A 23,305-nucleotide genomic window follows, 5' to 3' on the forward strand; every position below is an offset into this window, starting at 1 on the left:
CCATCGCGCTCGATGCGTTTACGTTGAAGCTTACGAATACGCCGAATAGCTTCAGCTTTTTCGCGCTTCTTGCGCTCAGAAGGCTTTTCAAAATGACGACGAAGTTTCATTTCACGAAACACGCCTTCACGTTGCATTTTCTTCTTAAGTGAACGTAAAGCTTGGTCCACATTATTATCGCGAACTGTTACAAGCACGTTGCTCACTCTCCTTTCAAAATTAAAACATACACATAGATAAATTATTATTATCTGTAGCGACTATATGTGGAGTTTTGAGAAATGTGAAGTAGAAAATTTGAAAGATAAAGAAAAGGTGTATCTGTTAATTTATAAAAAACAGATACACTTTTTAGGATATTATAAAAACTTACCCATCGCTTTTGCTGTATCTGCCATCCTGTTTGAGAAACCCCATTCATTATCATACCAGGACAAGACTCGACAGAAACGACCTTCAATGACTTGTGTTTGTGTCAAATCAAAAGAAGAACTTAATGGATTATGGTTGAAATCAATGGAAACGAGAGGCTCATTAACAACGCCTAAAATTCCCTTTAATTCAGCTTGAGCAGCTTTTTCAATCGCTCCGTTAATTTCAGCGGCAGTTGTCTCTCTTTTGGAATCAAACTTAAAGTCAATCAATGAAACATTCGGCGTTGGCACACGAATGGCTGTTCCATCTAATTTACCTTTAAGTTCAGGAAGAACAAGACCAACAGCTTTAGCCGCGCCCGTTGAAGTTGGGATCATGGACAATGCAGAGGCACGAGAGCGTCGTGGATCACTATGGTAAGTATCAACAAGACGTTGATCCCCTGTGTAGGCATGAATTGTCGTCATGTAACCGCGCTCTATCCCAATTGCTTTTTGTAAAACAGATGCGACAGGTGCTAAGCAGTTTGTTGTACAAGATGCATTTGACACAACAATGTGGTCCTGTGAAAGTTTGTCATGGTTAACACCATAGACGACAGTTAAGTCTGCCCCCTCTGCAGGAGCTGAAATTAACACTCTTTTTGCACCTGCTTTAAGGTGTTTTTCTGCTTTTGATTTTTCAGTGAAACGGCCAGAACATTCTAAAACAATATCAATATTCAAATCTTTCCAGGGAAGATTTTCAGGATCAGCTTGGGCAAGAACTTTAACTTCGCCAAATCCTATATCAATTCCTGTTGAAGAGGTTTTTACTTCATAAGGAAAACGGCCATGAACTGAATCATAACGCAAGAGATAAGCATTACTTTCAATATCGGCTAAATCATTAATCGCAACGACTTCCAGGTCCTGATGATGATTCTCAGCAATTGCTCTAAAAACAAGGCGTCCAATACGCCCAAACCCATTAATTGCTACGCGCAGTGCCATTTATCTCTCCTTTAATTTTTTAAGTGCCAATTCTACTATAGCTTCTACTGTAATTCCAAAGTGTCTGTAAAGATCTTGATAAGGTCCCGAAGCTCCAAAACCATGCATTCCTATAAAATTTTCTCCTGAACCTGTATATTTCTCCCAGCCAAAAGGAATAGCAGCTTCAACTGCAATCCTTATTGTATCAAGTCTCAAAACTTTTTCTCGATACTCTTTTTCTTGAAGATCAAAAAGGCGCCAGCACGGAAGTGAGACGACCCGCGTTGCAATTCCCTTTTTATTAAGTTCTTCTTCTGCCTTTACGGCGATTGAGACTTCAGAACCTGTTGCCAAGAGTGTGATTTGAGCTTCGTGGTTTTCTCTTAAAACATAGCCCCCTCTTCCGCTCAAATTTTCTTCTCTCTTATCAAGACGTAGAAAGGGAAGATTCTGACGCGTTAAGACAAGAACTGACGGGGTTGTCTTATTTTCCAAAGCTAATGCCCAACATTCCGCCACCTCAATCGAATCTGCAGGCCTAAAAACATTCAAATTTGGAATCGCCCTTAATGCTGCTAAATGTTCGACAGGTTGATGGGTGGGCCCGTCTTCACCTAATCCAATAGAATCATGGGTCATAACATAAATTGTACGCGTTTGCATAAGCGCAGATAGGCGGATTGAGGGCCTGCAATAATCACTAAAGGCCAAAAATGTTCCTCCATAAGGAATAAATCCCCCATGAAGACTTATTCCGTTCATGGCGGCGGCCATTGCATGTTCTCTCACGCCATAATGAAGATAATTACCAGAAAAATTTTCTGAAGAAATAACCTGGCTTTCTTTTGCTTTCGTATTATTGGAGCCCGTGAGATCTGCTGAGCCTCCTAATAATTCTGGTATTTTTGAGATTAAGGTATCAAGAACTTCACCAGAAAGAACCCGAGTCGATGCTGTTGTCTTTTGGTGAAAAAACTTATTAATTAATTCTTGAAAATGCGTTTGCCATCCATCGGGTAATTCTCCCCTAAAACGGCGTCCTATTTCTTGTTTAACATGGAGCGAAGAATCTTGAAGTTGTTCTTGCCAGACTGTATAGGTTTGCTCATTCTTTGTGCCAAAATCTCGCCAAGTATTCAGAATATGAGCCGGGATTTCAAAGGCAGGAGAAGACCAATTTAAAACGTCACGCATCTTTAATACTTCTTCTTCACCTAAAGAAGAGCCGTGAACAGCTGAGGTTCCTGCTTTAGTCGGCGCCCCATAACCAATTGTTGTGCGGCATGCAATCATTGAAGGCTCTTTTGCTTCTCGTGCTTTTTGAAGAGCTAAATAAATTTCTTCAGGATTATGTCCATCAATTGCCTGCACGTGCCATCCACAAGCTTCAAAACGTTTTAACTGGTCATCTGAGACGGATAAGCTTGTCGGACCATCGATCGATATCTGGTTATCGTCAAACAAAACGATGAGCTTAGAAAGTTTAAGGTGACCGGCTAGTGAGATAGCTTCGTGAGAGATCCCTTCCATAAGGCAGCCATCCCCCGCAATAACATATGTAAAATGATCAAAAAGGGATTCTCCAAATTCGGTTCGCAAAAGGCGCTCAGCAATTGCCATTCCTACGGCATTGCCGAGTCCCTGCCCCAAAGGGCCTGTTGTTGTTTCTATTCCTAAATGCTGATCTATTTCAGGGTGACCTGCAGTATGAGATCCTAGCTGACGAAAATCTTTCAGAGATTCTATCGTCATTCCTTCATATCCCGTGAGATAATTAAGAGCATATAACAACATGGAACCATGTCCTGCTGAAAGAACTAAGCGATCTCGATCTGGCCATGTGGGATGTTGAGGAATAAATTTAAGAAAATGCTGATATAAAACTGTTGCAACATCTGCCATTCCTAAGGGCAATCCTGGATGGCCTGAATTAGCTTTTTCGATGGCATCAATACTCAAAAAACGTATAGCATTTGCCAATTCTTGATGATCGACTGCAGCTAATGAAGAATAGTTCTTAGTAATAATAGGAATTCTCCTCAATTATAGGGATATAATGAACACACAATGCCTGGCGATTTAGGCAACGTCAATGGGGCTTAATTCATTTAAACTTGTTTCAATAACTTTTTTAAATAATTTGGGTAAAGCATATTGTTTTAATTGATGGGGAAAAACCCAATCGCCCTCTAAAGCTTCTGCTTTTTGAGTGCAAATATTCCCATAATAGGGGGCAACTTCGAGATCAAAGTGGGTAAAGCTATGACTTATTTTACTCTCAAGTGATTTCCAATGAGTTATAAAAGGAGCATTTTTTTCAATATTTTTGTTATCGATTTTTTCCAATTGCCACTCTGAGGTCGGAACAGCCATCATTCCTCCAAGCAACCCTTTTTCGGATCTTTTCCTCAACAAAATTGCCCCATCTTCTCTTTTGAGAATATAAGCAATCGTGTACTTTTGAGGTCTTATAGGTTTTTTATTTTTCACAGGAAGCTCAGCTGAAATCCCTAAGGCATGAGCTTTACAGGTTGATTGGAAGGGACATTTTTCACAAGAAGGTGATCTAGGGATACAGATAGTTGCTCCCAAATCCATCATTGCTTGTGCAAAATCTCCAGGTCTTATCTGAGGCGTAAATACATTTGCTGCATTCTGGATTTCTGGCATTCCTTGAGAAAGTGGTGCTGAAATAGCATACAGACGTGAAAGTATCCGAGCAATATTTCCGTCTACCGGTAACACGCATTCGTTAAATGCAATAGCTGCAATTGCTTTCGAGGTATAAGGTCCTATGCCAGGAAGTTTTATTAATTGTTCAGAATTTGTTGGAAGTCTGCCTTCATACTCCTCTGAAATTTTTTTTGCACACAGATGAAGATTTCTTGCACGAGCGTAGTATCCTAAGCCTTGCCATGCATGAAGAATATTATCAAGGGAAGCCTTAGCTAATTGGTGAAAAGTGGGCCATCGTTGAATAAATGACAAAAAATAGGGAATTACGGTAACAACAGTTGTCTGTTGTAACATAATTTCGCTTAGCCAGACATGATAAGGATTTGGTATTTGCTCTCCTCTGGCGCGCCAAGGAAGAATTCTTCCTTCATTATCGTACCAGTTCAAAAGAGCTTTATGATACTCTTTCATGATTATCTTCTATCATATTTAAAACATCACCTGCTAAATAAACAGAGCCGCAAATTATAATTCTAACAGGACAGGAAGACAATTGAGCGATTTTCTTTAAACCTTCGATAAGATTATCTGCAGAAAAGCCATTTTTATAAGGCGTGACGTCAAGGAGCTTATCAGATGAGAGACATTTTTCGGATGACGGAATAGGAATAAAACAGAATCCTTTAGCTACTTTGGAGAGTGAAGATAAAAAAGCATGAGAATCTTTGTGATTCAGCATTCCAATAATAAAATAGGTTGGCAAAGAATTCCAAGTCTGCACTGTGTCTGCAAGAGCTTGAGCTCCTCCTTCATTATGGGCGCTATCAAGCCAAATTTCTGAATCTGTTGGAAGATAATTAATTAAAAAGCTAGAAGAAAGTTCTTGTAACCTTCCTCTCCAAATGGCCGTTGCTATTCCCGCTTTTAGATTTTCTTCTTCCAAATTAAATGAGTGGCGCAAAGAAGACGCAATACTCAATGCTAATCCCGCATTATGTATCTGGTGTTTTCCTGCCAAGCTTACCTTGGGGCAGTATAAATTTGAACAATAAACGACGCCATTTTCTTTTTCTTGAACATTCCAGTCTCGATTTTCTAAGAAAAGTGAAACAGATAAATCTTGAGCGTGCCCTAAAAGGACGTTTTCAACTTCTTGAGGTTGGGCGACTGAAAAAGCTGGAGTCCCTCTTTTAAAAATGCCTGCTTTCGCATAAGCAATTTGAGCCAATGTTTTTCCCAGATGTTCTTGATGGTCATATGAGATAGATGTAATTGCAGTGGCAAGAGGAGAACTTATAACATTTGTAGCATCAAGCCGTCCTCCAATCCCTGTTTCTAATAACAAGATATCTGCAGGATTTTGAGCATAAGCTAAAAATGCAACAACAGTAATGAATTCAAACCAGGTCAAGTCTTCTTGATCTTGAGCATATTTCTCACACTCATCAAGTAATTGGGAAAAATAAGTATCTTCTATTTTATTGCCCGAAACAATAATACGCTCATTAAATTTTTGTAAATGAGGTGAAGTATAGACGTGCGCTTTATATCCTGAATTTTCAAAAATAGCCCGCAAAAAAGCAATCGTTGATCCCTTCCCATTTGTGCCTGCCACATGAATTGTCGGCGGAAGTTTAAGATGCGGAGCTCCTACTTTATTCAATAATTTCTCCACACGCTCTAAATTAAAGCGTGTTTTAGAAGGAAATTTTTTAGAGAACTTACCTAGATCAAATTGGAACATCCTAGATGCGGGGCTTCATTAAAATACTTATTAAGGTAGCTAAACGGTCTTTTAGTTGATGACGGGGAACAACCATATCGATCATTCCATGTTCAAGAAGATATTCTGCCGTTTGGAATCCTTCAGGTAGAGCATGCCGTATGGTTTGTTGGATAACACGTGCCCCAGCAAAACCTATCATGGCTCCGGGTTCAGCAATAGCAACATCTCCTAACATTGCAAAGGATGCTGATACGCCTCCTGTTGTTGGATCAGTAAGAAGGGTAATATAAGGTAAGCCAGCCTCTTTTACTTGACGAACTGCTATAGTTGTGCGTGGCATTTGCATAAGAGAAAGGATTCCTTCTTGCATTCTAGCTCCTCCAGAGGCAGGAATAACAATTAAAGGAGCTCTATGTTTCACTGCAGATTTGGCTGCAGTTACGAGTCCTGCGCCTACCGCAGTTCCCATTGATCCTCCCATAAAATTAAAATCAAAAGCAACGATGATTGTCTTTTGTCCCCCAATACGTCCTATTGCAATAAGAATTGCATCTTCTTCTTCAGTTTTATGTCGGGCATCTTTTAAACGGTCAGAATATTTTTTCAAATCTTTGAATTTCAAAGGATCATGAGTAACTTTAGGCGTTGGAATACGTGTATATTCTTGATCGTCAAATAAAAGCTCAAGCCGCTTTTTAGCTTCAAGTCGCATATGATTTCCACAATGCCGACACACAAAATTGTTTTCAGCTAAATCACGATGAAAAATCATTTGTTCACATTTTGTGCATTTATCCCATAAATTATCGGGGACATCTTTGCCCACAAGTGCTCTTAATTTAGGGCGAACAAAATCAGTAATCCAGTTCATAAAGGTTCCTCTCGCAATTATATCTATTGCTGTCGATAAGTTCTTTTAGCAGATCTTTCAACTTCCTGCGATAAAAAATCATTAATTAAAGATACAAGGATGAAAATCTATCCTTTAAATTTTATTAGATATGTTTTGGGACTAGCAAAAATTATAAATCTAACCTATAAGATAATCCTTTTAGTTGTTACAAAAATACGATGTAATGAATTTAGGAAAAATTTTAAGCTAAGTTTTAAGGAACAAACTTTGGCTTTTGTATGCAAAGCACGAATGCTATAAAAATACCGGGGAGGTATAGCTTGAGCTCAAACGATGTGGCTTTATTCTCAAAAGAATGGTATTTTTCTGATGAATGGGAGCAATTTTCATCTGAAGACTCTATTACTCATGAAACTTTAGAACCACAAAATAGCCAAGCACTTCTCAATCAGGAAGAGATTAACAGTCTTCTCAATCACTATAAATCACCAGAAAAACAAGCTTATTTTGGGGTTGAAAATTTACTAAAAACTAAAAATTCATCCATCGATGATTTTCCTTTTTTAGATAGTATTTTAAGAGACTTTTCTCAAAAATGCCTGGATAGTTGGCGCTCAATATTGTTAATGAACGATAAGTTAGACTATTTTTTAGAGAATAAAAAGTTTGTTTCTCTTAAAAATTCTATTGAAGAATTCTTCATTAACGGGGGTACAAAAATTGTTAAGATGAAGCAATTTTCTTCTCCTCTTCTTATAAATTTTAATTCGGAATGCACTGATTTTCTTATTGAATCCATCTTGGGAGGTTGTTCAACTCTTCATTCAGCGCAAAAAAACAAAAGGCCCCTAACGAAGCTTTCAACTAATATTAATCTTTATTTTTTGCGTTTCTTATTAAGTGCACTTGAGAATGCATTTGGGAAATTTGTTAACTATGATTTTTTTTTAGAAGAAGAAAATGATCCATCTGACTTAATGCATTTAAGCCACCTTTCAGATAATGCTCTTCTTGTTAAATTTATATTTATGGTTGATTCTTCTTCGAATACGATCAATATACTTTTTCCTCTGACTTTTTTAGAAGATTTTAAACTTAGGCTTGAAAGAAAAAATAAGATAAAAGAGCAACAACATTTCACCGTGTGGCAGGAATATTTATCTAATCACTTAGAACAAACACATCTTACAGTAGAAGCGAAATTACCCCTTATAATATCTTCATTGGAAGAAATTCTCACCTGGAAAATAGGGACTCAAATAACTCTTCCTCTTACTTCTTCCTCATTAATTTCAGTAGAATGCGAAGATATAGAACTGATGAAGGGAGAAGTAGGACAATATAATAATTCAGTTGCAATTCAAATTACACGTAATAAACTTAGCTCAATAAAGGAAGAAAAATGACATTTTCTATTGTTATAGTTCTCATAGCTGTTGTTCTTTTGATCGCAACGCTCATTTATGTATTTATTTTAAATCAACAATTAAAGAAAAACCGACATCAATTAGAAACATTTATTGAAAATTTTTCATCTTCTCTAAATCGTGCAGAATTGACGATAAAAGAGCTTAAAGAGTTGAAAGATACTGTTTTAAAAACGCTTATTGAGCAGCGACATAAAGCATCTGTTTTAAAAGATGAGCTTATATTTATCCTTGATCGTGGTGAAAATATTGCCCAAAAACTTGAAAAAGAAATCAGAGATGCGCGAAGGCTTAAAAAACCCAGTGATTTCTATGATCACCAACTGACAACCTCTGTAGAAAAAACAGAAGAAGAGCCAGCATTAGTTCGTTCTTTAAAAAAGATCCGATAAAACGCATCAATTCATAAAATTTCGACGTTTAAAATACTACCTTCTGTAGAGACTACTTTAACTTTTGCGCCTTTGTCACAGCTTGGCCCCCTAATAGTCCAAATAGTATCGCCAAGCTGAATTTTTCCTTGCCCATTTTTAAGCGCATTCTCTAGTGTAAAAATCTGTCCGATGTAATGCTTAGCTCGTTTATTTAATATCGAGTCACTTGAAGAATCTTGAGTTTTATAGCGTAAATAAACGATAATGGAAGCCACTGAAATACCTGAAAACAATAATAATTGATATACTAAGCTCAAGGTTGGTATGAGTGCTGTTATAATTCCTATGATTGCTGCAGAGATCCCAAGCCATAAAAAACAAGCCCCTGGGAGCATTAGTTCAAATATCAGAAATATGATACCTAGTGTCCACCAATGCCACATCGTAATTTCTTCGAAAAAAAACATCTTTAATTGTCCTTTTTTGATGAACTCTTCTTTGGAAGAAAGGCTTCTTTTGCAATTTCACTAATTCCCCCTATAGATCCAATAATACTTGTCGCCTCTAAAGGTAAAAATAGTACTTTTTGATTATCCGCCGCCCCTATTGTTTGAAGCGCATCAACGTACTTTTGGGCAATAAAATAATTAACTGCCTGAGGATTTCCTTTGGCAATCGTAAGTGAAACAACCTCAATTGCTCTTGCTTCAGCTTCTGCAAGACGCTCACGAGCTTCTGCCTCTCTATAAGCTGCTTCTTTACGTCCTTCAGCTTCTAAAATAGCAGATTGTTTTGCCCCATCTGCAATTAGAATAGCAGATTGTTTTTCTCCTTCTGCCTCTAGAACTGTAGCTCGTTTTTCGCGTTCTGCTTTCATCTGGCGTGCCATGGCATCCACAAGGTCTCTTGGAGGTGTGATGTCTTTTATTTCAACTCGGGTGACCTTTACTCCCCAAGGTGTGGTTGCATCATCAATAACATGTAATAAAGATGTGTTAATTTTCTCGCGATTGGAAAGTAATTCATCCATATCCATACCTCCCATGACTGTCCGAATATTCGTCATCGCAAGATTAATCATTGCACGATCAATATTTGCAACCTCATAAGCAGATTTAGCGGCATCCAATACCTGATAAAAAACAACACCATCGACTTTTAACATCGCATTGTCTTGAGTAATGATGTCTTGAGAAGGAACATCAAAGACATTTTCCTGCATGCTAACTTTTGCGCCAATTCTGTCTATAAATGGAATGATAAAATTAAGTCCTGGCTCAAGAGTACGAATATAACGACCAAACCTTTCTACTGTCCATTCATAGCCTTGAGGAACAGATTTCACAGCCAAAAGAACAAATAGAAAAGTAAGTGCTAAAAATAAAAATTCAAAAGTAAGTGAAAAATCCATACGAGCCTCCTGTTTTTAACAAAAATATAGAAAATTCATATTTTTGAAAGTATATTTCATTCAATTATTATCAGTCTACTCTTCTTAAAGTGAAATCATAAAATCGCATATTTATTTATGAGGAAATGGTAGCGGAGGAGGGATTTGAACCCCCGACACACGGATTATGATTCCGCCGCTCTAACCAACTGAGCTACTCCGCCTTAAAGCTTTAGGTTACAAGTCTATACCTTCCTCTTTAAGCACTGTCAAGATCTTCAAAGTATATCTGAGGAAACCGTTTATTAATTTCTTTTAGAGTATACTCGCCAATATAAGAAAAAAGTGAGAATCAATGACATCGAAAAATAAAATAATCGCTATTATCGGGGGGATGGGGCCAGCAAGTGGGGAATGTCTCCAATCTTTACTTTTTACGGAAATGCGCAATAATCTTTGCATTCAAAATGATCAAGAATATATTGATATTATTCATTGTTCTTTTGGAAGTGAAATTCCAGATAGGACTTCTTTTTTAGAAGGAAAAACAACCCTCAATCCAGCAATTCCTGTTTTTAAAATTTTTCAACAACTTGAAAACATATCCCTTGCTTTTAAACGACCAATAGTTGGTTGTATTTCTTGTAATACATTTTTTGCGCCTCCCATATTCGATCATTTTAAAGAGCTATGGGAAAAAAAAACTTTGCATCATATTCAATATCTAAACTTAGTTGAGCACACTACAAACTTCACTCTCTCACAATTTCAATCTGGCGATAAGATAGGACTTATATCAACCACAGGAGAGAGAAAACTTAAAATATATCAAAAATTATTAGAAGAAAAAGGCTTAGAAATTTTACACCTTGATATCGAAAGACAGCAAAAACTCCATCAGGCCATTTATGACGTCAAAAGTAATCCATTTGATTCACATAAAGCTCACACAATTATTCTAGATGCTATTTCCCTCCTTTTATCACAAGGGGCGCAAAAAGTTTTATTGGGATGTACAGAGATTTCTCTTGTCATCAATCAACATGGATTTAATCCTTTACAGCATATTGATCCTCTCAGAGTTATTGCCCAGGAGCTTCTCAAAGAAGCTTCATTTCCATTTTTTGGAACTAATGTTAAAGGATTTTCTTGAAAATACAGGATGATATAATGCGAATATTCTTATCTTATCGTAAAGTTTTAATCATATTTTTTTACTTGTTAGCGATTTGTATTACATCAGCGAGTTCTGATGCTTCTTCTCTGGAAAAAAATTATTCTCAAGATATCCAAGATATCGTTACGAGAGGAAAACTTGTTGTTGCTATCTTAAAAACTGATAATCCTCCCTTTTTCATGACGACCTCAGAAGGTAAGCTAGAAGGAATAGATATTGAGTTAAGTGAAAAAATAGCCAAAGAATTAGGAGTTACTCTAGAAATAAATCGAACAGCTCACACATATGATGAAGTTGTCAATCTCGTTGCGGCAGGAGAAGCAGATCTTGGTGTTTCCAAACTTAGCTATACAGATGAAAGAGCTAAAAAAGTCCTTTATACTAAACCATATGCTGTTTTTCGTAAAGCAATGCTTGTTAATCGGCTCATATATGCGGGAATAAAAAGGCAACGCAAAGCAGAATCTTTAAAGGACCTTTTTTCAAATCTAGATGCAAAAATAGGGGTTGTGAAAAAAAGTTCTTATATAGATTTTGCAAAGAACTTGTTTCCACAAGCTTCTATTCAAGAGACTGAAACATGGGATCAAAGCCTTAAATTACTGCAAGAAGGAAAGCTTCTTGCCATCTTTCGAGATGAAATTGAAACACGTAAATTTTTATTATCTCGTCCTGACGCAAATTTAAAATTATTGTCACTTATCATTAAATCTCAAGAAGATTCTATTCGTATGATTATCCCACGTAATCGATTACATTTTCTTTTATGGATCAATGGATTTTTAGAAACAAATCAGATCAAATACGATGCAAACCTGATTCTTGAAAAAAATGAAAAAATTTACAAAAATTAAAGGATTTAAAGGTCACAATAACTAGAAATAAATAATTGAGAAGGGTAAAAATTATGCTGAAAATTAACTTCAGCTTTAAAAGTCGAAAATTAGAAATAGACATTATTTCTAGTTTTTTTACTCTTATCCTTGTGACTTCTTTATTTATTATTTGGTACACTTACCGTAATAGTACACAGTCACTTTTAAATCTTTCACAGGACTTAATTTCTGAAGTCAGTGAATCTGTTATCGAAAAAACAATTTCTCCTCTTGCAACAGCAAAGTCATTATCCGAACTGGGATCAACATTGATCAAAGATGAAGAAGACATCAGTATTAATAATCAATCTTTATTAAATTATATTGAACATACTTTACGAATCTACCCGACTATTTCAAATTATTATATTGGAAGTAATAAAGGGCGTTTTCTACAAATCAGACGACTTTCAGATAAACCAACTTATCGCGCTGATCCATCTCGTTTACTTCCTGCTCCGGCTAAATTCGCCCTCCGCTCAATTGATCTTTCGCTTACTCACCCGCTTGAAAGTTGGTATTATTTGGATAACGACGGAAAAATTATTGAATCCGAAAATATAAGCAAAGTATTATATGATCATCGTCAACGCAGCTGGTATTCAGACGTGGCCCAGGATCGAGAATTCAGATGGAGTTCAATTTACGTCTTTAACACAAATAAAAAACCTGGGATTACAGCTGCAATGCCTGTTCTTGGTGATGACGGTAGATTATTTGCCGTAACAGCAGTTGATATTAATATCTCTACCTTCTCTAAATTTTTACAAGAACTACGTATTGGAAAAGAAGGGATTACTTTTATTATTAATACAGATGGGCAAATTATTGCACATCCTGATCCTCTTCAAACGGTTGAAGCTGATGGAGATGAAATTTCAATGATGTCAATCCAAGATATCAAAGATAAACACTTAAATATTGCTTTCCAAAAGTATCAACAGACTAAAAATAATAAATTTATTTTTATGCATAATAATGTTGAATACATTGCTTATTTCAAAAACTTTCCGAAATCATTTGAACATAAATGGCTCATCGGAATTGTAGTTCCAACAAGTGATATTATTGGTCCTGCAATCCAAACACAAAAACATATTCTTATAATCTCTTTCATTATTCTTATATTATCTGTTTTCTTTATAGCTTTTCTTGCTAGAAGAATTTCTCAACCTATCATGCAGCTTTCTGAGCAAGCTAAACAGATTCAAAATTTCGAAATTTTTGAAACCGAGCCCCTCTCCTCTTATATTTATGAAATTCAAGTTCTCGAAAATTCAATGGCTGCAATGAGACAAAGTTTAAAAACTTTCGCTAAATTTGTACCTAAAGCATTGGTAAAAAAATTAGTTCAACGATCTCAAGATGTCCGCATAAGTGGCAATATAAAAAGAGTTACTCTATTTTTTAGTGATATTCAGGGATTCACGACTGTGAGTGAAAACTACCCCCCTGAAAAATTAATGTCTCACATCTCTGAATATTTTGCGACCTTATCGGAAATTATCATTCATCAAAATGGGACCATTGATAAATATATAGGTGATGCAATTATGGCTTTTTGGGGAGCTCCTTTAAGTGATAAACATCATGCGTTAAATGCTTGCATATCAGCTCTCTACTGTCAAAAACGTTTAGATGAACTGAATAGAAAATGGGAAGCCGAAAAAAAGCCAATTCTTATAACTCGAATAGGTATTGAAACGGGTGAAGCTCTTGTAGGGACGATAGGATCTTTTGATAGATTAAATTATACAGCTCTAGGAGATACTGTAAATCTTGCCTCTAGATTAGAAGGCACCAATAAATACTATAATACCCGAATTATTATTGGAGAACAAACTCAACGAGAAATTAGAGATAATGGTGTTTTTCGTCCTTTAGATAGAGTTTCTGTTAAGGGAAAAGAAACAAGCGTTACAATATACGAACTTGTTGCTCTTAAGAATGGAGATCCTAGTCTTTTACCCACAAAAGAACAAATTGATTTATGTTCACAGTTTACAATTGGATATCGCCTTTATCTTGAAAGGCGTTGGGAAGAAGCTTTGAAGCATTTTGAAGAAATGATTAAAATTTTCGGCAATGATTATCCAACACAACTTTATATAGAAAGATGCCAACAATATTTAAAAGAACCTCCTGCTAAAAATTGGGATGGTATTTATCATCTAAAGGATAAATAACTTATGAGATATTCTTCTTTTGCAACTAAGATTCTCACAAATCCATTAACTGTTTTAGGTGCAATTATTTTTGGGACGATTATAGGGCTTTATGACAAGCAACTTGCGGATATGATAGCTCCTATAGGAAAAATTTATCTCTCAGCTCTTCAAATGTCTGTGGTTCCTCTTATTATTGTGATGATAACTTGCAGTATTGCACGCTTTATGCACTCAAAAGGTTTAAAGACTTCTGTAAGTTATATTTTATTCATATTTTCTATTGGGTTAATCATTTCAACTTTTTTAGGAGGTTTATGCGCCACTATATTTGGCCCTGGTTCCCATATTGATGAAACAATGCTTGCTAATATTATGAAAGATGCGGCATCTTCCATGATCCGTGAAGTTGATTTAAATACTCCTATTGAAGCAAATGCGTTTCAAAACTTAAATCAATTTATTTCTGAACTTCTCCCTAAAAATTTCTTTTCTGCCCTAGCAGAAGGAAAAATCCTTCAAATAGTTATTTTCACAATTATATTAGGTACAGCAATTGGCTCTCTTAATGCTCCATCACAAAAGAGCTTACTGAATTTATTCGAGAGCACTCAAAAAGCTCTACAAAAGATATTAAGTTGGCTTTCAATTGTACTTCCATTTGGTGTTTTAGGTTTAATGGCTGATCAAATTTCTAAAGTTGATTTATCGCTTTTACTCATTATGACTAATTTTATTTGTAGCTTAACTTTTGCTTTTTTTAGTCTCATATTTCTATCAAGTCTTATTATTTGGGCTAATTTTAAGGGAAGCTACTTGGAATCAATACGCGTTATGTATACAACAATCGTTGTTGCTTTAACGACAAGAAATAGCTTTCTTGCAATGTCTGAAGCAACTGATGCCTTTACGGCTAAGTTGAAATTTGATTCTCTAACAACAAACTTACTCCTTCCTTTAGGTATTACAATTTGTCGGTATGGGAATGTACTTTATTTTTCATTCACAGCTGTTTTTATTGCTCAAATTTATAATGTTCCACTTACTTTTTCGACATATTATGTCATATTTTTTGGATCGATTATTGCAGGGATAGCAACTTCAGGCGCAACTGGTGTTGCAAGTATAGCTCTTATTTCAATTGTTCTAGAACCTTTAGGTCTTCCTTTAGGCGCTGTTTTTGTCTTATTGATTACCGTTGATGTAATAGCAGATCCATTGAGAACACTAGCGATTATATATCCTAATTGTGCAGCTACTTCTTACATTGCAAAAAAGGAAAATTCTTTCCCACAAAAGTTAACTATTTAAATGAATAGTTAAAAATCTTGATGCTCTAAAGCCTTGCGTTCAATAAACTGACGAAAAGCAATAATACGTTTAGAGTTCCGAAGTTGCTCGGGATACACGATAAAACGCTGCACCATTGCGCCTTCGAGTTCAGGTAAAATTTCGATAAGATCATAATCTTTATCAAGTATGTATTTATGCATGCCAGCAATACCCAACCCAGCCTTAACACATTGTAAGATTGCATAAGCATTATTTATAATTAGATAAGGTTCTCGAGTTTGGCCACGGCGTGTTCCTGCATGTAAAATCCAATTAACTTTATTTAAGCGATGAGAAATTTCATCTCCAAAAGCAATCAAACGATGATTATCAAGATCTTGAGGTTTCACAGGAACGCCAAATTTTTTAAAGTATGAACGGCTTCCATAAATTCGCAAACGATAAAGAGGTAAAGGAACAGAAATCATATCTGGTTGCGTAGGAGGAATTGATGGAATACTAATGTCCGCTTCTCTCATATTGAGATCAGGTTCATCATCTCTTAAAATAAGATTGACGCGGATATGAGGATAAAGTTCTAAGAATTCACCTAATAAAGGTGCAAGCCACATAGATCCAAAAGCAATTGAAGTCGTTATTTTTAAGGGGCCACGTGGATGACCTTGACTCTCATTCAGTAAAGCTTCTGTCATGGCTAATTTTGAGAAAACTTCACGTACTGATTCGAATAATAATTCGCCTTGTTCTGTCATAACAAGCCCGCGGGCATGACGATAGAACAAGGGAACACCTAACGATTCTTCCAAACCATTTACTTGTCTACTAATGGCTGACTGGCTTAGATTTAATTGTTCTGCTGCCCGTGTAAAGCTTCCTGCAAGCGCAACAGTATGAAAAATTCTTAATTTATCCCAATCCATTAATGGTCCTTAATCCCCTGTTTTAAATGAATTGTGCCATAAAAATAGTCAAATTCTAAATAAATTTTAATTTGCGTTTTGAAGACGCTCACTTAAAGGTGTTAAATTGATCATTTCAAGGAGAGCCCTCAACTCTTGACGTGCTGCCACATGTGATAATGTCATTTCAATGCCAACATCTTGTAAATCTAGCAAAGTTAATCCTTGTAAAAAAAGCTCTCTAAAAATAACTCTCTCTCCAAAACCTGAAGCCAGGCGGAAGCCTATTCGTTGAGAAAGTTTGTTTAAGAGATTTTGCATTTCTTCTTTATTCTTTGCAAAAATACTACTTAACCTATTACGTAAAACAATCCAATCAAACTGGGTGCGTTCACGTAATAACTTATGTTTTTTTTGCTCCCATACCATTTCAGCATATGTACTTGGCCCCGTTATTTCTCTGGTTTCGCTATTAATTCTTGCCAACATATCAAGATCAATAAAACTATCATTAAGGGGCGTAATTAATGTATCCGCGTAAGAGTGAGATAATTGAGAAAGGAAAGTATCACTTCCAGGCGTATCAATAAGAATAAAATCTTTGTCTTTTAAGCTTTCAAGGCATGATAAAAGTTTCCCTTTTTCCTCTTCTTGAGCGTCATGAACTGTTGGCAAACCTGAACGTAAAATTGCATGATGAGTCGAAGTTGGAAGTTTCTTACCACTCATTTCTATATATTTTTGACGATTTTCTATATAGCGTGAAAGTGTTCCTTGGCGAGCATCGATATCGATTGAACCTATTTTAAAACCAAGTCTTAAAAGATGAACAATAAGATGCATTGAAAGCGTAGACTTCCCAGTCCCCCCCTTCTCGTTTCCCAAAACAATAATATAGGGCTTTTTCTGTGCATTCATATAATTTCTCCTTAAGATTCTTCACTTTTCATGAGCGAGCTTTTATGCATAAACCATCCGGCTATAATAATACCTATGGTCACTAAACTAACTATAATTGTTGCTAAAGCATTTATAACGGGGCTAATACCTGTTCGTACACTTGAAAAAACAAGCATAGGTAAAGTTGTAGAGCCTGGTCCTGAAAGAAAACTTGCAAGCACAACATCATCTAAAGATAAAGTAAAAGCAAGCAACCAACCTGCTGCAATTGAGGGAAATATTAAAGGTAGCGTTATTTTAAAAAACACGGTAATTGGACGAGCCCCTAGATCTAAAGCTGCTTCTTCTAACTGTCTATCAAATTCAAGAAGACGAGTACGAACAATCACCAATACATAGGCGATAGTTAAAGTAACATGTCCTAAAGTGATCGTTGTGATGCCTCGCTCTTTTGGCCACCCAATAGTTTGCTGCAGTACAACAAAAAAAAGTAATAGAGCAAGACCAGTAATAACTTCTGGCATTACTAAAGGAGCGGTTACAAGACCACTGAAAAATGTCCTTCCTTTGAACGATTGAAATCTCACGATAACAAGGGCTGCAACAGTTCCTATAATTACTGAGATCGTTGCAGTTAGAAGAGCAATTTTAAAACTTAATAATGCTGCGGCAAGGATCATTTTATTAGAGAAAAGTTCACTATACCATTTCAAAGAAAAACCTGTCCATTTTGTGACGCTTTGAGCTTTATTAAATGAAAAAATGACAAGGCTTAATATGGGTAAATACAAAAACGCATACCCAAATACCATAAACGTTAAAAGGAAAGGTCTTTTTGCCAGAGTCACTTTAATCTTCCTCCGCAGATCGCATTGTAAATTTTTGAAACCCAATAATCGGTAAAACAAGAAAAATAAGCATTGCTATTGCAAGTGCCGCCGCAACAGGCCAATCTCGATTGGTAAAAAATTCAGTCCACAAAATTTTCCCTATCATAAGTGTATCCGGTCCTCCTAAAAGTTCAGGTATAACAAATTCCCCTACTCCAGGAATAAATACAAGCATAGATCCCGCAATAATTCCTTTTATGGAAAGGGGGACCGTAATAGTCCAAAATGCCCTAACTGGTTTACATCCTAAATCATAAGCTGCTTCTAAAATTTGATGATCTATTTTCTCTAAGGCTGAATAAAGGGGTAAAATCATAAAGGGTAAATAAGAATACACAATTCCGAGACAAACTGAAAATTTGTTATTATTCAAGGCAAGAGGTTGGGATATTACACCGATCTTTAATAAAAAATCATTTATTATACCGTGATAGTTAAGAAGACCAATCCACGCGTAGACACGTATCAAAAAAGAAGTCCAAAAAGGTAAAATCACCAGCAATAATAAAATTATCTTTAGTTTAGAATGAGCCCTTACAATTCCGTAAGCAATAGGATACCCAATAAGCAAACAGAAAAAAGTGGCCAAACCAGCAATATGTAGAGATTCTATATATCCCGCAATATATAGGCTGTCTTCTTTTAATAATTGATAATTCCATAAGTTGAGTCTTACTTGAAGAAAGCTTTCATCAACCCATGAAATGATTGAAGTAAAGGGAGGTGCTCCAATAATACTCTCAGAAAAACTAAGCCCTAACACAATCAAAAAAGGAATAAAAAAGAAGATAATATGCCATCCATAAGGAATAGCAATTAAAGCTGCTTTTCCAAGGATGCGCTCAAAATAAACTTTTAAATTTTCTAAATTCATCTCTAATTTATATCTTATCTCTACTCATAGTCCGTCATAAGGATCAATCTAACTAGTTAAAACCACACCACTTTCAGGACGCCAATGGAGACAGACTTCATCATCCCAATTGATAGGCCTCTCTGTTAAACGAACCTGATTTGTTACCGTGGATAAGATTTTTTTGCCTGACTTAAGCTCGACATGGTAAATAGATACATCTCCAAGATAAGCAATTTCTGTTACCACCCCTTTACAGCAATTTCTTTCTTTTTGAACAAGCTCTTTGGTGATCATAACTTTTTCAGGTCTTATGGCCACAGCAACTTGCGCTCCAACAGGTGCCGAAGATGAATGGGTAACATACAAATCACAACCAGCTTCTTCAGATTTGATAGAGACATGATCAGGTTCATCTTCAGTAACAAATCCCTCAAAAATATTCATCTCTCCAATAAAATCAGCAACAAAACGCGAACTTGGATACTCATAAATTTCTGTAGGAGAGCCAATTTGGCGTATACGTCCCTCTTCCATCACCCCAATGCGTGTCGACATTGTCATGGCTTCTTCTTGATCATGAGTAACCATAACGAAAGTAACACCTAATGTTTCTTGAATGTTAACAAGTTCGAACTGGGTTTGTTCCCGCAATTTTCGATCAAGAGCCCCTAATGGTTCGTCCAAAAGAAGAACACGAGGTTGCTTAGCAAGACTTCTTGCAAGAGCAACTCTTTGTCTTTGACCACCTGATAATTGTTGGGGTTTTCGCCGTGCATATTTTCGCAAATGAACAAGGTCCAACATAGAAATAACGCGTTCTTTAATATCGCTTTCAGGCATCTTTTGTTGCTTCAAGCCAAAAGCTATATTTTGTTCAACTGTCATATGAGGAAAAAGAGCATAAGATTGAAACATCATATTAACTGGCCGATTATAGGGTTCCACATTTGTCATGTTTACACCATCTATAAATATCTTCCCTGAAGTAGGTATTTCAAAACCGGCTAATAATCTTAACAACGTTGTCTTACCGCATCCTGAAGCTCCTAAGAGAGAAAAAAACTCACCAGGAAAAATCTGTAAACTAATATTATTCACAGCAGGAAAACCCGCAAACGTTTTTGAAACGTGAACAATATCTATGATTGGTCTTGCTTGAGGATCTTTCCAAGGTTCAAATTTGGTAGAAGGACGATCAGCAATAGCCATTTATAATTTACCTAATAAAATATAATAATTATTCCATCACTATCTTGGTCAGATGTGGAATGCAAGAAATGTCTTCTGAGATTATATAATTTTATCTAAAAATAGAGATAAAATTCTATTTCGTCTCTTTAAGAATTATTATTTTTTTGATTAAGGTAAAAATAAAGAAAAAGACTTAATAAACACATTATAACTAAAAATATAGCTAAGGGCTTAATGCTAAAATCATCAAGTACACTTCCGACAAGTCCACCGATTCCCAAAGCCGATGTTAAGACAAGACTTCTAACAGCAGACGCTGCCCCTTTTTGTTCATCAAAAAGTTGTAAAGCCCCTGACGTTGAGGGCCCCCATACCAAAGCAGATCCAACCATATAGAGGCCAATAGCTAATAATATTGATGAGAGGAAAAGAAATTGTAAAAAGCTTAATAATAATAAAATAAGTGCCCCTATCAGAGCAACAATGATGCCACTTAAAATTGTTTTATTAACACCAATATATTGAATTGTTCGAGAAGCTAAAAAAGTTCCGATAATATAAGCCAGGCTCACTGAACTAATATAAATTCCTATAAAATCTGAAGTTAGTTTCAAATTTGATTGAAGAAAGAAAGGGATAATCGTTAAATAGCATAATTCACCACAAATTAAGAAAGAATAAAGCATAATATATGCTAAAAATTGCTTATTCTTAAAGACAATTATATAAGTATTTATGATTTGTATTACACTAATATTTTTTTTCTGATGAGGCTTTTTTTCTTCTGAAAAATAAAAAATCATCAATAAAATAAGGCTTAAAGAAAATACTAAGATAAAGAAAAAATTTCCTCGCCAGCCAAAAGCCATATCTATATATCCTCCTAAGCTAGGAGCTAATAGGGGTCCTAAAGAGACGATGCATCCCATCCATGACATGACTGTTGCCCCTTGTTCTCCTGGATAACGATCTTGAATAACCGCCCATCCTACAACAGGAACAGCAATTCCTCCCACACCTTGGATAAATCTTCCAATCAAAAAAATGGAAAGTGATGAAGCTATAAAGCAAAAAAAGGTTCCCAAAATGAAAGTACCTAATCCGCCAATTATTGTCCATTTGCGTCCTGCATGATCTGAGAACCAGCCAAAGATAGGTGTTGATAGCAACCCACCAAACATATAAAAAGGAATGGAAAGTTGTAAAATATCAGGATTACACTTAAAAAAAACAGCCATCGCAGGAAAACTTGGGAGATAAATATCTGTCGCAATTATCGTAACGATAAAAGCAAAAACAATTAAAATTGTGCTCTTTTTAGCTATAACCATCTAATTTATATTTTATGCTTCATTAGGAAAACTAGCAAGAATCTCTTTACTTTCAAGCTGACGTTTCCACATTTGTGCATAAACCCCCTTTTTTTGTAACAATTGTGAATGAACACCGCGCTCAATAATTTTTCCTTGATCAAGAACTAAAATTTCGTCTGCATCCACAACTGTAGATAAACGATGTGCAATAATAATTGTTGTATGTCCTTTTGAAACTTCTCTCAAATTTTCTTGTATCGTTTTTTCTGTATGTGTGTCTAGAGCAGAAGTTGCCTCATCAAACAAGAAAATCTTTGGCTTTTTAAGAAGTGTTCGTGCAATGGCAACGCGTTGTTTTTCTCCACCAGATAGCTTTAAACCACGTTCTCCTACTGACGTAAGATATTGATCAGGTGTTTGCATAATAAAATCATGTATCTTTGCAAGTTTTGCCGCTTTTATAACATCACTTTTCTCTGATTGAGGCTGGCCGTAAGATATATTGTAATAAATCGTTTCATTAAAAAGAATCGTATCTTGAGGAACAATTCCTATTCCTTTACGCAAACTAGATTGCGTTACGTCACGTATATCTTGATTATCAATAAGGATTCGCCCTTCGAGAACATCATAAAAACGAAATAATAAACGCGAGATCGTTGATTTACCTGCTCCTGAGGGACCTACAATTGCAAGCGTTTTTCCTTCAGGAATTTCAAAAGAAACATCATTGAGAATTTGTCGTTCAGGAGTATAACCAAAGCTAACATTTTCAAAGATAATTTTTCCTTTCTGAATGGTAAGCTCTTTTGATTGATTTAAATCTTTTATTTCTTGAGGTTCCCTAAAAAGTGAAAACATCTGCTCCATATTTATAAGAGATAGTTTAATTTCTCGATAAGCAAAGCCTAAGATGTTAAGTGGCAAATAAAGTTGAATAAGATAAGTATTAACGAGAACAAAATCTCCTATAGACATTTTTGAAGAGATAACTTGAGAAGCAGCCATAATCATAATAACAATAAGACCGACAGAAATAATTACTCCTTGACCAATATTAAGAACTGACATCAATTGCTTACTTTTAATCGCTGCAATCTCATACTGCTCAAGAGAAATATCATAACGTGCAGCCTCATGTTTTTCATTATTGAAATATTTAACAGTTTCATAATTTAATAAACTATCAATCGCTTTTGTATTTGCCTCTGTATCAGTTTGATTCATTCTTCGTACAAAATTTGTGCGATATTCTGTTAAGCAGATTGTGAAGATAATATAGATTGTAAGAGTTGTCAGCGTTACAAGTGCAAAAGATAACTTATAAATGCTTGAAAGAACTATAGAAACCATAATAATCTCAAAAATTGTTGGCAATATATTGAAAATCATAAATCTTAGTAAGGTTTCTATAGCATTTGTCCCCCTCTCAATTGAACGGCTAAGCCCCCCTGTTTTACGATCCAAATGAAATCTAAGACTTAAAGCATGTAAATATTCAAAGGTTTCAAGCGCAATTTGTCTAAGGGCACGGTGCTCAACACGTACAAATAACATATCCTTAACTTCATTAAAAAACTGAGCCCCTATACGAGCAGCACCGTATGCTAAAATTACCCCTAAAGGCATGATAATAAGAGATACTTCGGAAACGTTAATAGATAATGCATCGACTGCCTTTTTATAATAAATAGGCGCATAAACATTGAATATTTTGCTTATAAAAAGTAATGCTAAAGCAATAAGCATCCGAAAACGCATGGCTTTTTCTCGCCGATTCCATAGGTAGTATATCAATGTTTTTAATGGCTTAAAATTTGCCTTTGAGTTAATATCGGTATTGTTTAGTTTCATTTTAGTTTTATCCTTGACGAGTGCAGAACAAAATAACATTATCAGCGTACAAGCTACTATATGTAGTAGATATCAGGCCAAAAAGCCACCACATATT

General features: G+C 35.7%; 21 protein-coding genes and 1 tRNA gene. 6 read left to right on the plus strand and 16 right to left on the minus strand.

Features of this window, described 5'->3' with window-relative positions; genetic code table 11:
* The 6 genes from J0H12_03455 to J0H12_03480 all read right to left on the minus strand — a co-directional run.
* Positions 1–197: 30S ribosomal protein S21 (locus J0H12_03455; protein MBN9412968.1), on the minus strand; the 197-nt coding region annotated here is incomplete at its 3' end.
* A gap of 162 nt (positions 198–359) precedes the next feature.
* A complete protein-coding gene (gene gap, locus J0H12_03460) occupies positions 360–1,367 on the minus strand; it encodes a type I glyceraldehyde-3-phosphate dehydrogenase (protein ID MBN9412969.1) in 1,008 nt (335 codons plus the stop codon).
* On the minus strand, positions 1,368–3,374 hold the full coding sequence (tkt, locus tag J0H12_03465) for a transketolase (protein ID MBN9412970.1): 2,007 nt from the start codon (positions 3,372–3,374) through the stop codon (positions 1,368–1,370).
* Positions 3,375–3,428: 54 nt separating this feature from the next.
* Complete coding sequence (gene mutY, locus J0H12_03470; protein MBN9412971.1) at positions 3,429–4,496, minus strand: A/G-specific adenine glycosylase; 1,068 nt, start codon at positions 4,494–4,496, stop codon at positions 3,429–3,431.
* Positions 4,480–5,688 (minus strand): bifunctional folylpolyglutamate synthase/dihydrofolate synthase, encoded by a 1,209-nt coding sequence (locus tag J0H12_03475; protein ID MBN9412972.1) that lies wholly within the window; start codon positions 5,686–5,688, stop codon positions 4,480–4,482. The genes mutY and J0H12_03475 overlap by 17 nt, the downstream gene beginning before the upstream one ends.
* Before the next feature lie 82 nt (positions 5,689–5,770).
* Positions 5,771–6,622, minus strand: coding sequence for an acetyl-CoA carboxylase carboxyltransferase subunit beta (locus J0H12_03480; GenBank protein MBN9412973.1), 852 nt, complete (start codon positions 6,620–6,622; stop codon positions 5,771–5,773).
* A gap of 302 nt (positions 6,623–6,924) precedes the next feature.
* Here J0H12_03480 and J0H12_03485 point away from each other — a divergent pair, with 302 nt between their 5' ends.
* Both J0H12_03485 and J0H12_03490 read left to right on the plus strand, forming a co-directional pair.
* Positions 6,925–8,010, plus strand: coding sequence for a FliM/FliN family flagellar motor switch protein (locus J0H12_03485; GenBank protein ID MBN9412974.1), 1,086 nt, complete (start codon positions 6,925–6,927; stop codon positions 8,008–8,010).
* A complete protein-coding gene (locus J0H12_03490; GenBank protein ID MBN9412975.1) occupies positions 8,007–8,423 on the plus strand; it encodes a hypothetical protein in 417 nt (138 codons plus the stop codon). Before J0H12_03485 ends, J0H12_03490 begins: the two co-directional genes overlap by 4 nt.
* Positions 8,424–8,434: 11 nt before the next feature.
* Here the strand turns inward: J0H12_03490 and J0H12_03495 are convergent, their stop codons facing one another.
* The 3 genes from J0H12_03495 to J0H12_03505 form a co-directional block, all read right to left on the minus strand.
* On the minus strand, positions 8,435–8,872 hold the full coding sequence (locus J0H12_03495; protein ID MBN9412976.1) for an NfeD family protein: 438 nt from the start codon (positions 8,870–8,872) through the stop codon (positions 8,435–8,437).
* A gap of 2 nt (positions 8,873–8,874) precedes the next feature.
* Entirely contained in the window at positions 8,875–9,816 is a 942-nt protein-coding gene (locus tag J0H12_03500) for an SPFH/Band 7/PHB domain protein (protein ID MBN9412977.1), read from the minus strand.
* Positions 9,817–9,942: 126 nt separating this feature from the next.
* Positions 9,943–10,019 (minus strand) — tRNA-Met (locus J0H12_03505).
* A 131-nt stretch (positions 10,020–10,150) separates the two neighbouring features.
* On the opposite strand from J0H12_03505, the gene J0H12_03510 reads away from it, so the two are divergent.
* Genes J0H12_03510 through J0H12_03525 form a run of 4 tightly spaced genes read left to right on the plus strand, consistent with a single transcriptional unit; the run spans position 10,151 to position 15,323 of the window.
* Complete coding sequence (locus J0H12_03510) at positions 10,151–10,948, plus strand: aspartate/glutamate racemase family protein (GenBank protein ID MBN9412978.1); 798 nt, start codon at positions 10,151–10,153, stop codon at positions 10,946–10,948.
* A 17-nt stretch (positions 10,949–10,965) separates the two neighbouring features.
* A complete protein-coding gene (locus tag J0H12_03515; GenBank protein ID MBN9412979.1) occupies positions 10,966–11,826 on the plus strand; it encodes an amino acid ABC transporter substrate-binding protein in 861 nt (286 codons plus the stop codon).
* Between the two features lie 53 nt (positions 11,827–11,879).
* A complete protein-coding gene (locus tag J0H12_03520) occupies positions 11,880–14,033 on the plus strand; it encodes a Cache 3/Cache 2 fusion domain-containing protein (GenBank protein ID MBN9412980.1) in 2,154 nt (717 codons plus the stop codon).
* A 3-nt stretch (positions 14,034–14,036) separates the two neighbouring features.
* On the plus strand, positions 14,037–15,323 hold the full coding sequence (locus J0H12_03525; GenBank protein ID MBN9412981.1) for a cation:dicarboxylase symporter family transporter: 1,287 nt from the start codon (positions 14,037–14,039) through the stop codon (positions 15,321–15,323).
* A gap of 8 nt (positions 15,324–15,331) precedes the next feature.
* On the opposite strand, the gene J0H12_03530 is transcribed toward J0H12_03525, so the two are convergent.
* The 7 genes from J0H12_03530 to J0H12_03560 form a co-directional block, all read right to left on the minus strand.
* A complete protein-coding gene (locus tag J0H12_03530) occupies positions 15,332–16,225 on the minus strand; it encodes a LysR family transcriptional regulator (GenBank protein ID MBN9412982.1) in 894 nt (297 codons plus the stop codon).
* A 66-nt stretch (positions 16,226–16,291) separates the two neighbouring features.
* On the minus strand, positions 16,292–17,122 hold the full coding sequence (locus J0H12_03535) for an AAA family ATPase (GenBank protein ID MBN9412983.1): 831 nt from the start codon (positions 17,120–17,122) through the stop codon (positions 16,292–16,294).
* 11 nt (positions 17,123–17,133) lie between these two features.
* Positions 17,134–17,916, minus strand: coding sequence for an ABC transporter permease subunit (locus J0H12_03540; protein ID MBN9412984.1), 783 nt, complete (start codon positions 17,914–17,916; stop codon positions 17,134–17,136).
* A 37-nt stretch (positions 17,917–17,953) separates the two neighbouring features.
* The gene (locus J0H12_03545) at positions 17,954–18,868 is read right to left on the minus strand and encodes an ABC transporter permease subunit (GenBank protein MBN9412985.1); all 915 of its coding nucleotides are present in this window, start codon (positions 18,866–18,868) and stop codon (positions 17,954–17,956) included.
* Positions 18,869–18,916: 48 nt separating this feature from the next.
* Positions 18,917–20,059, minus strand: a complete 1,143-nt coding sequence (gene potA, locus J0H12_03550) for a polyamine ABC transporter ATP-binding protein (GenBank protein MBN9412986.1) — start codon at positions 20,057–20,059, stop codon at positions 18,917–18,919.
* A 128-nt stretch (positions 20,060–20,187) separates the two neighbouring features.
* Complete coding sequence (locus J0H12_03555) at positions 20,188–21,372, minus strand: MFS transporter (GenBank protein MBN9412987.1); 1,185 nt, start codon at positions 21,370–21,372, stop codon at positions 20,188–20,190.
* 12 nt (positions 21,373–21,384) lie between these two features.
* A complete protein-coding gene (locus J0H12_03560) occupies positions 21,385–23,208 on the minus strand; it encodes an ABC transporter ATP-binding protein/permease (protein MBN9412988.1) in 1,824 nt (607 codons plus the stop codon).
* Between the last annotated feature and the right edge of the window lie 97 nt (positions 23,209–23,305).

Origin of the sequence: Candidatus Paracaedimonas acanthamoebae, assembly GCA_017307065.1 — a bacterium.
Lineage (GTDB): Bacteria > Pseudomonadota > Alphaproteobacteria > Caedimonadales > Caedimonadaceae > Paracaedimonas > Paracaedimonas acanthamoebae_A.

Coding starts and splice junctions, on each gene's coding strand:
- J0H12_03530 (MBN9412982.1), bottom strand. CDS start 16,225: ATGGATTGGGATAAATTAAGAATTTTTCATACTGTTGCGCTTGCAGGA.
- gap (MBN9412969.1), bottom strand. CDS start 1,367: ATGGCACTGCGCGTAGCAATTAATGGGTTTGGGCGTATTGGACGCCTT.
- J0H12_03515 (MBN9412979.1), top strand. CDS start 10,966: ATGCGAATATTCTTATCTTATCGTAAAGTTTTAATCATATTTTTTTAC.
- J0H12_03560 (MBN9412988.1), bottom strand. CDS start 23,208: ATGAAACTAAACAATACCGATATTAACTCAAAGGCAAATTTTAAGCCA.
- J0H12_03495 (MBN9412976.1), bottom strand. CDS start 8,872: ATGTTTTTTTTCGAAGAAATTACGATGTGGCATTGGTGGACACTAGGT.
- J0H12_03535 (MBN9412983.1), bottom strand. CDS start 17,122: ATGAATGCACAGAAAAAGCCCTATATTATTGTTTTGGGAAACGAGAAG.
- mutY (MBN9412971.1), bottom strand. CDS start 4,496: ATGAAAGAGTATCATAAAGCTCTTTTGAACTGGTACGATAATGAAGGA.
- J0H12_03545 (MBN9412985.1), bottom strand. CDS start 18,868: ATGAATTTAGAAAATTTAAAAGTTTATTTTGAGCGCATCCTTGGAAAA.
- J0H12_03540 (MBN9412984.1), bottom strand. CDS start 17,916: ATGGTATTTGGGTATGCGTTTTTGTATTTACCCATATTAAGCCTTGTC.
- J0H12_03480 (MBN9412973.1), bottom strand. CDS start 6,622: ATGAACTGGATTACTGATTTTGTTCGCCCTAAATTAAGAGCACTTGTG.
- J0H12_03490 (MBN9412975.1), top strand. CDS start 8,007: ATGACATTTTCTATTGTTATAGTTCTCATAGCTGTTGTTCTTTTGATC.
- J0H12_03510 (MBN9412978.1), top strand. CDS start 10,151: ATGACATCGAAAAATAAAATAATCGCTATTATCGGGGGGATGGGGCCA.
- J0H12_03525 (MBN9412981.1), top strand. CDS start 14,037: ATGAGATATTCTTCTTTTGCAACTAAGATTCTCACAAATCCATTAACT.
- J0H12_03500 (MBN9412977.1), bottom strand. CDS start 9,816: ATGGATTTTTCACTTACTTTTGAATTTTTATTTTTAGCACTTACTTTT.
- potA (MBN9412986.1), bottom strand. CDS start 20,059: ATGGCTATTGCTGATCGTCCTTCTACCAAATTTGAACCTTGGAAAGAT.
- J0H12_03555 (MBN9412987.1), bottom strand. CDS start 21,372: ATGGTTATAGCTAAAAAGAGCACAATTTTAATTGTTTTTGCTTTTATC.
- J0H12_03520 (MBN9412980.1), top strand. CDS start 11,880: ATGCTGAAAATTAACTTCAGCTTTAAAAGTCGAAAATTAGAAATAGAC.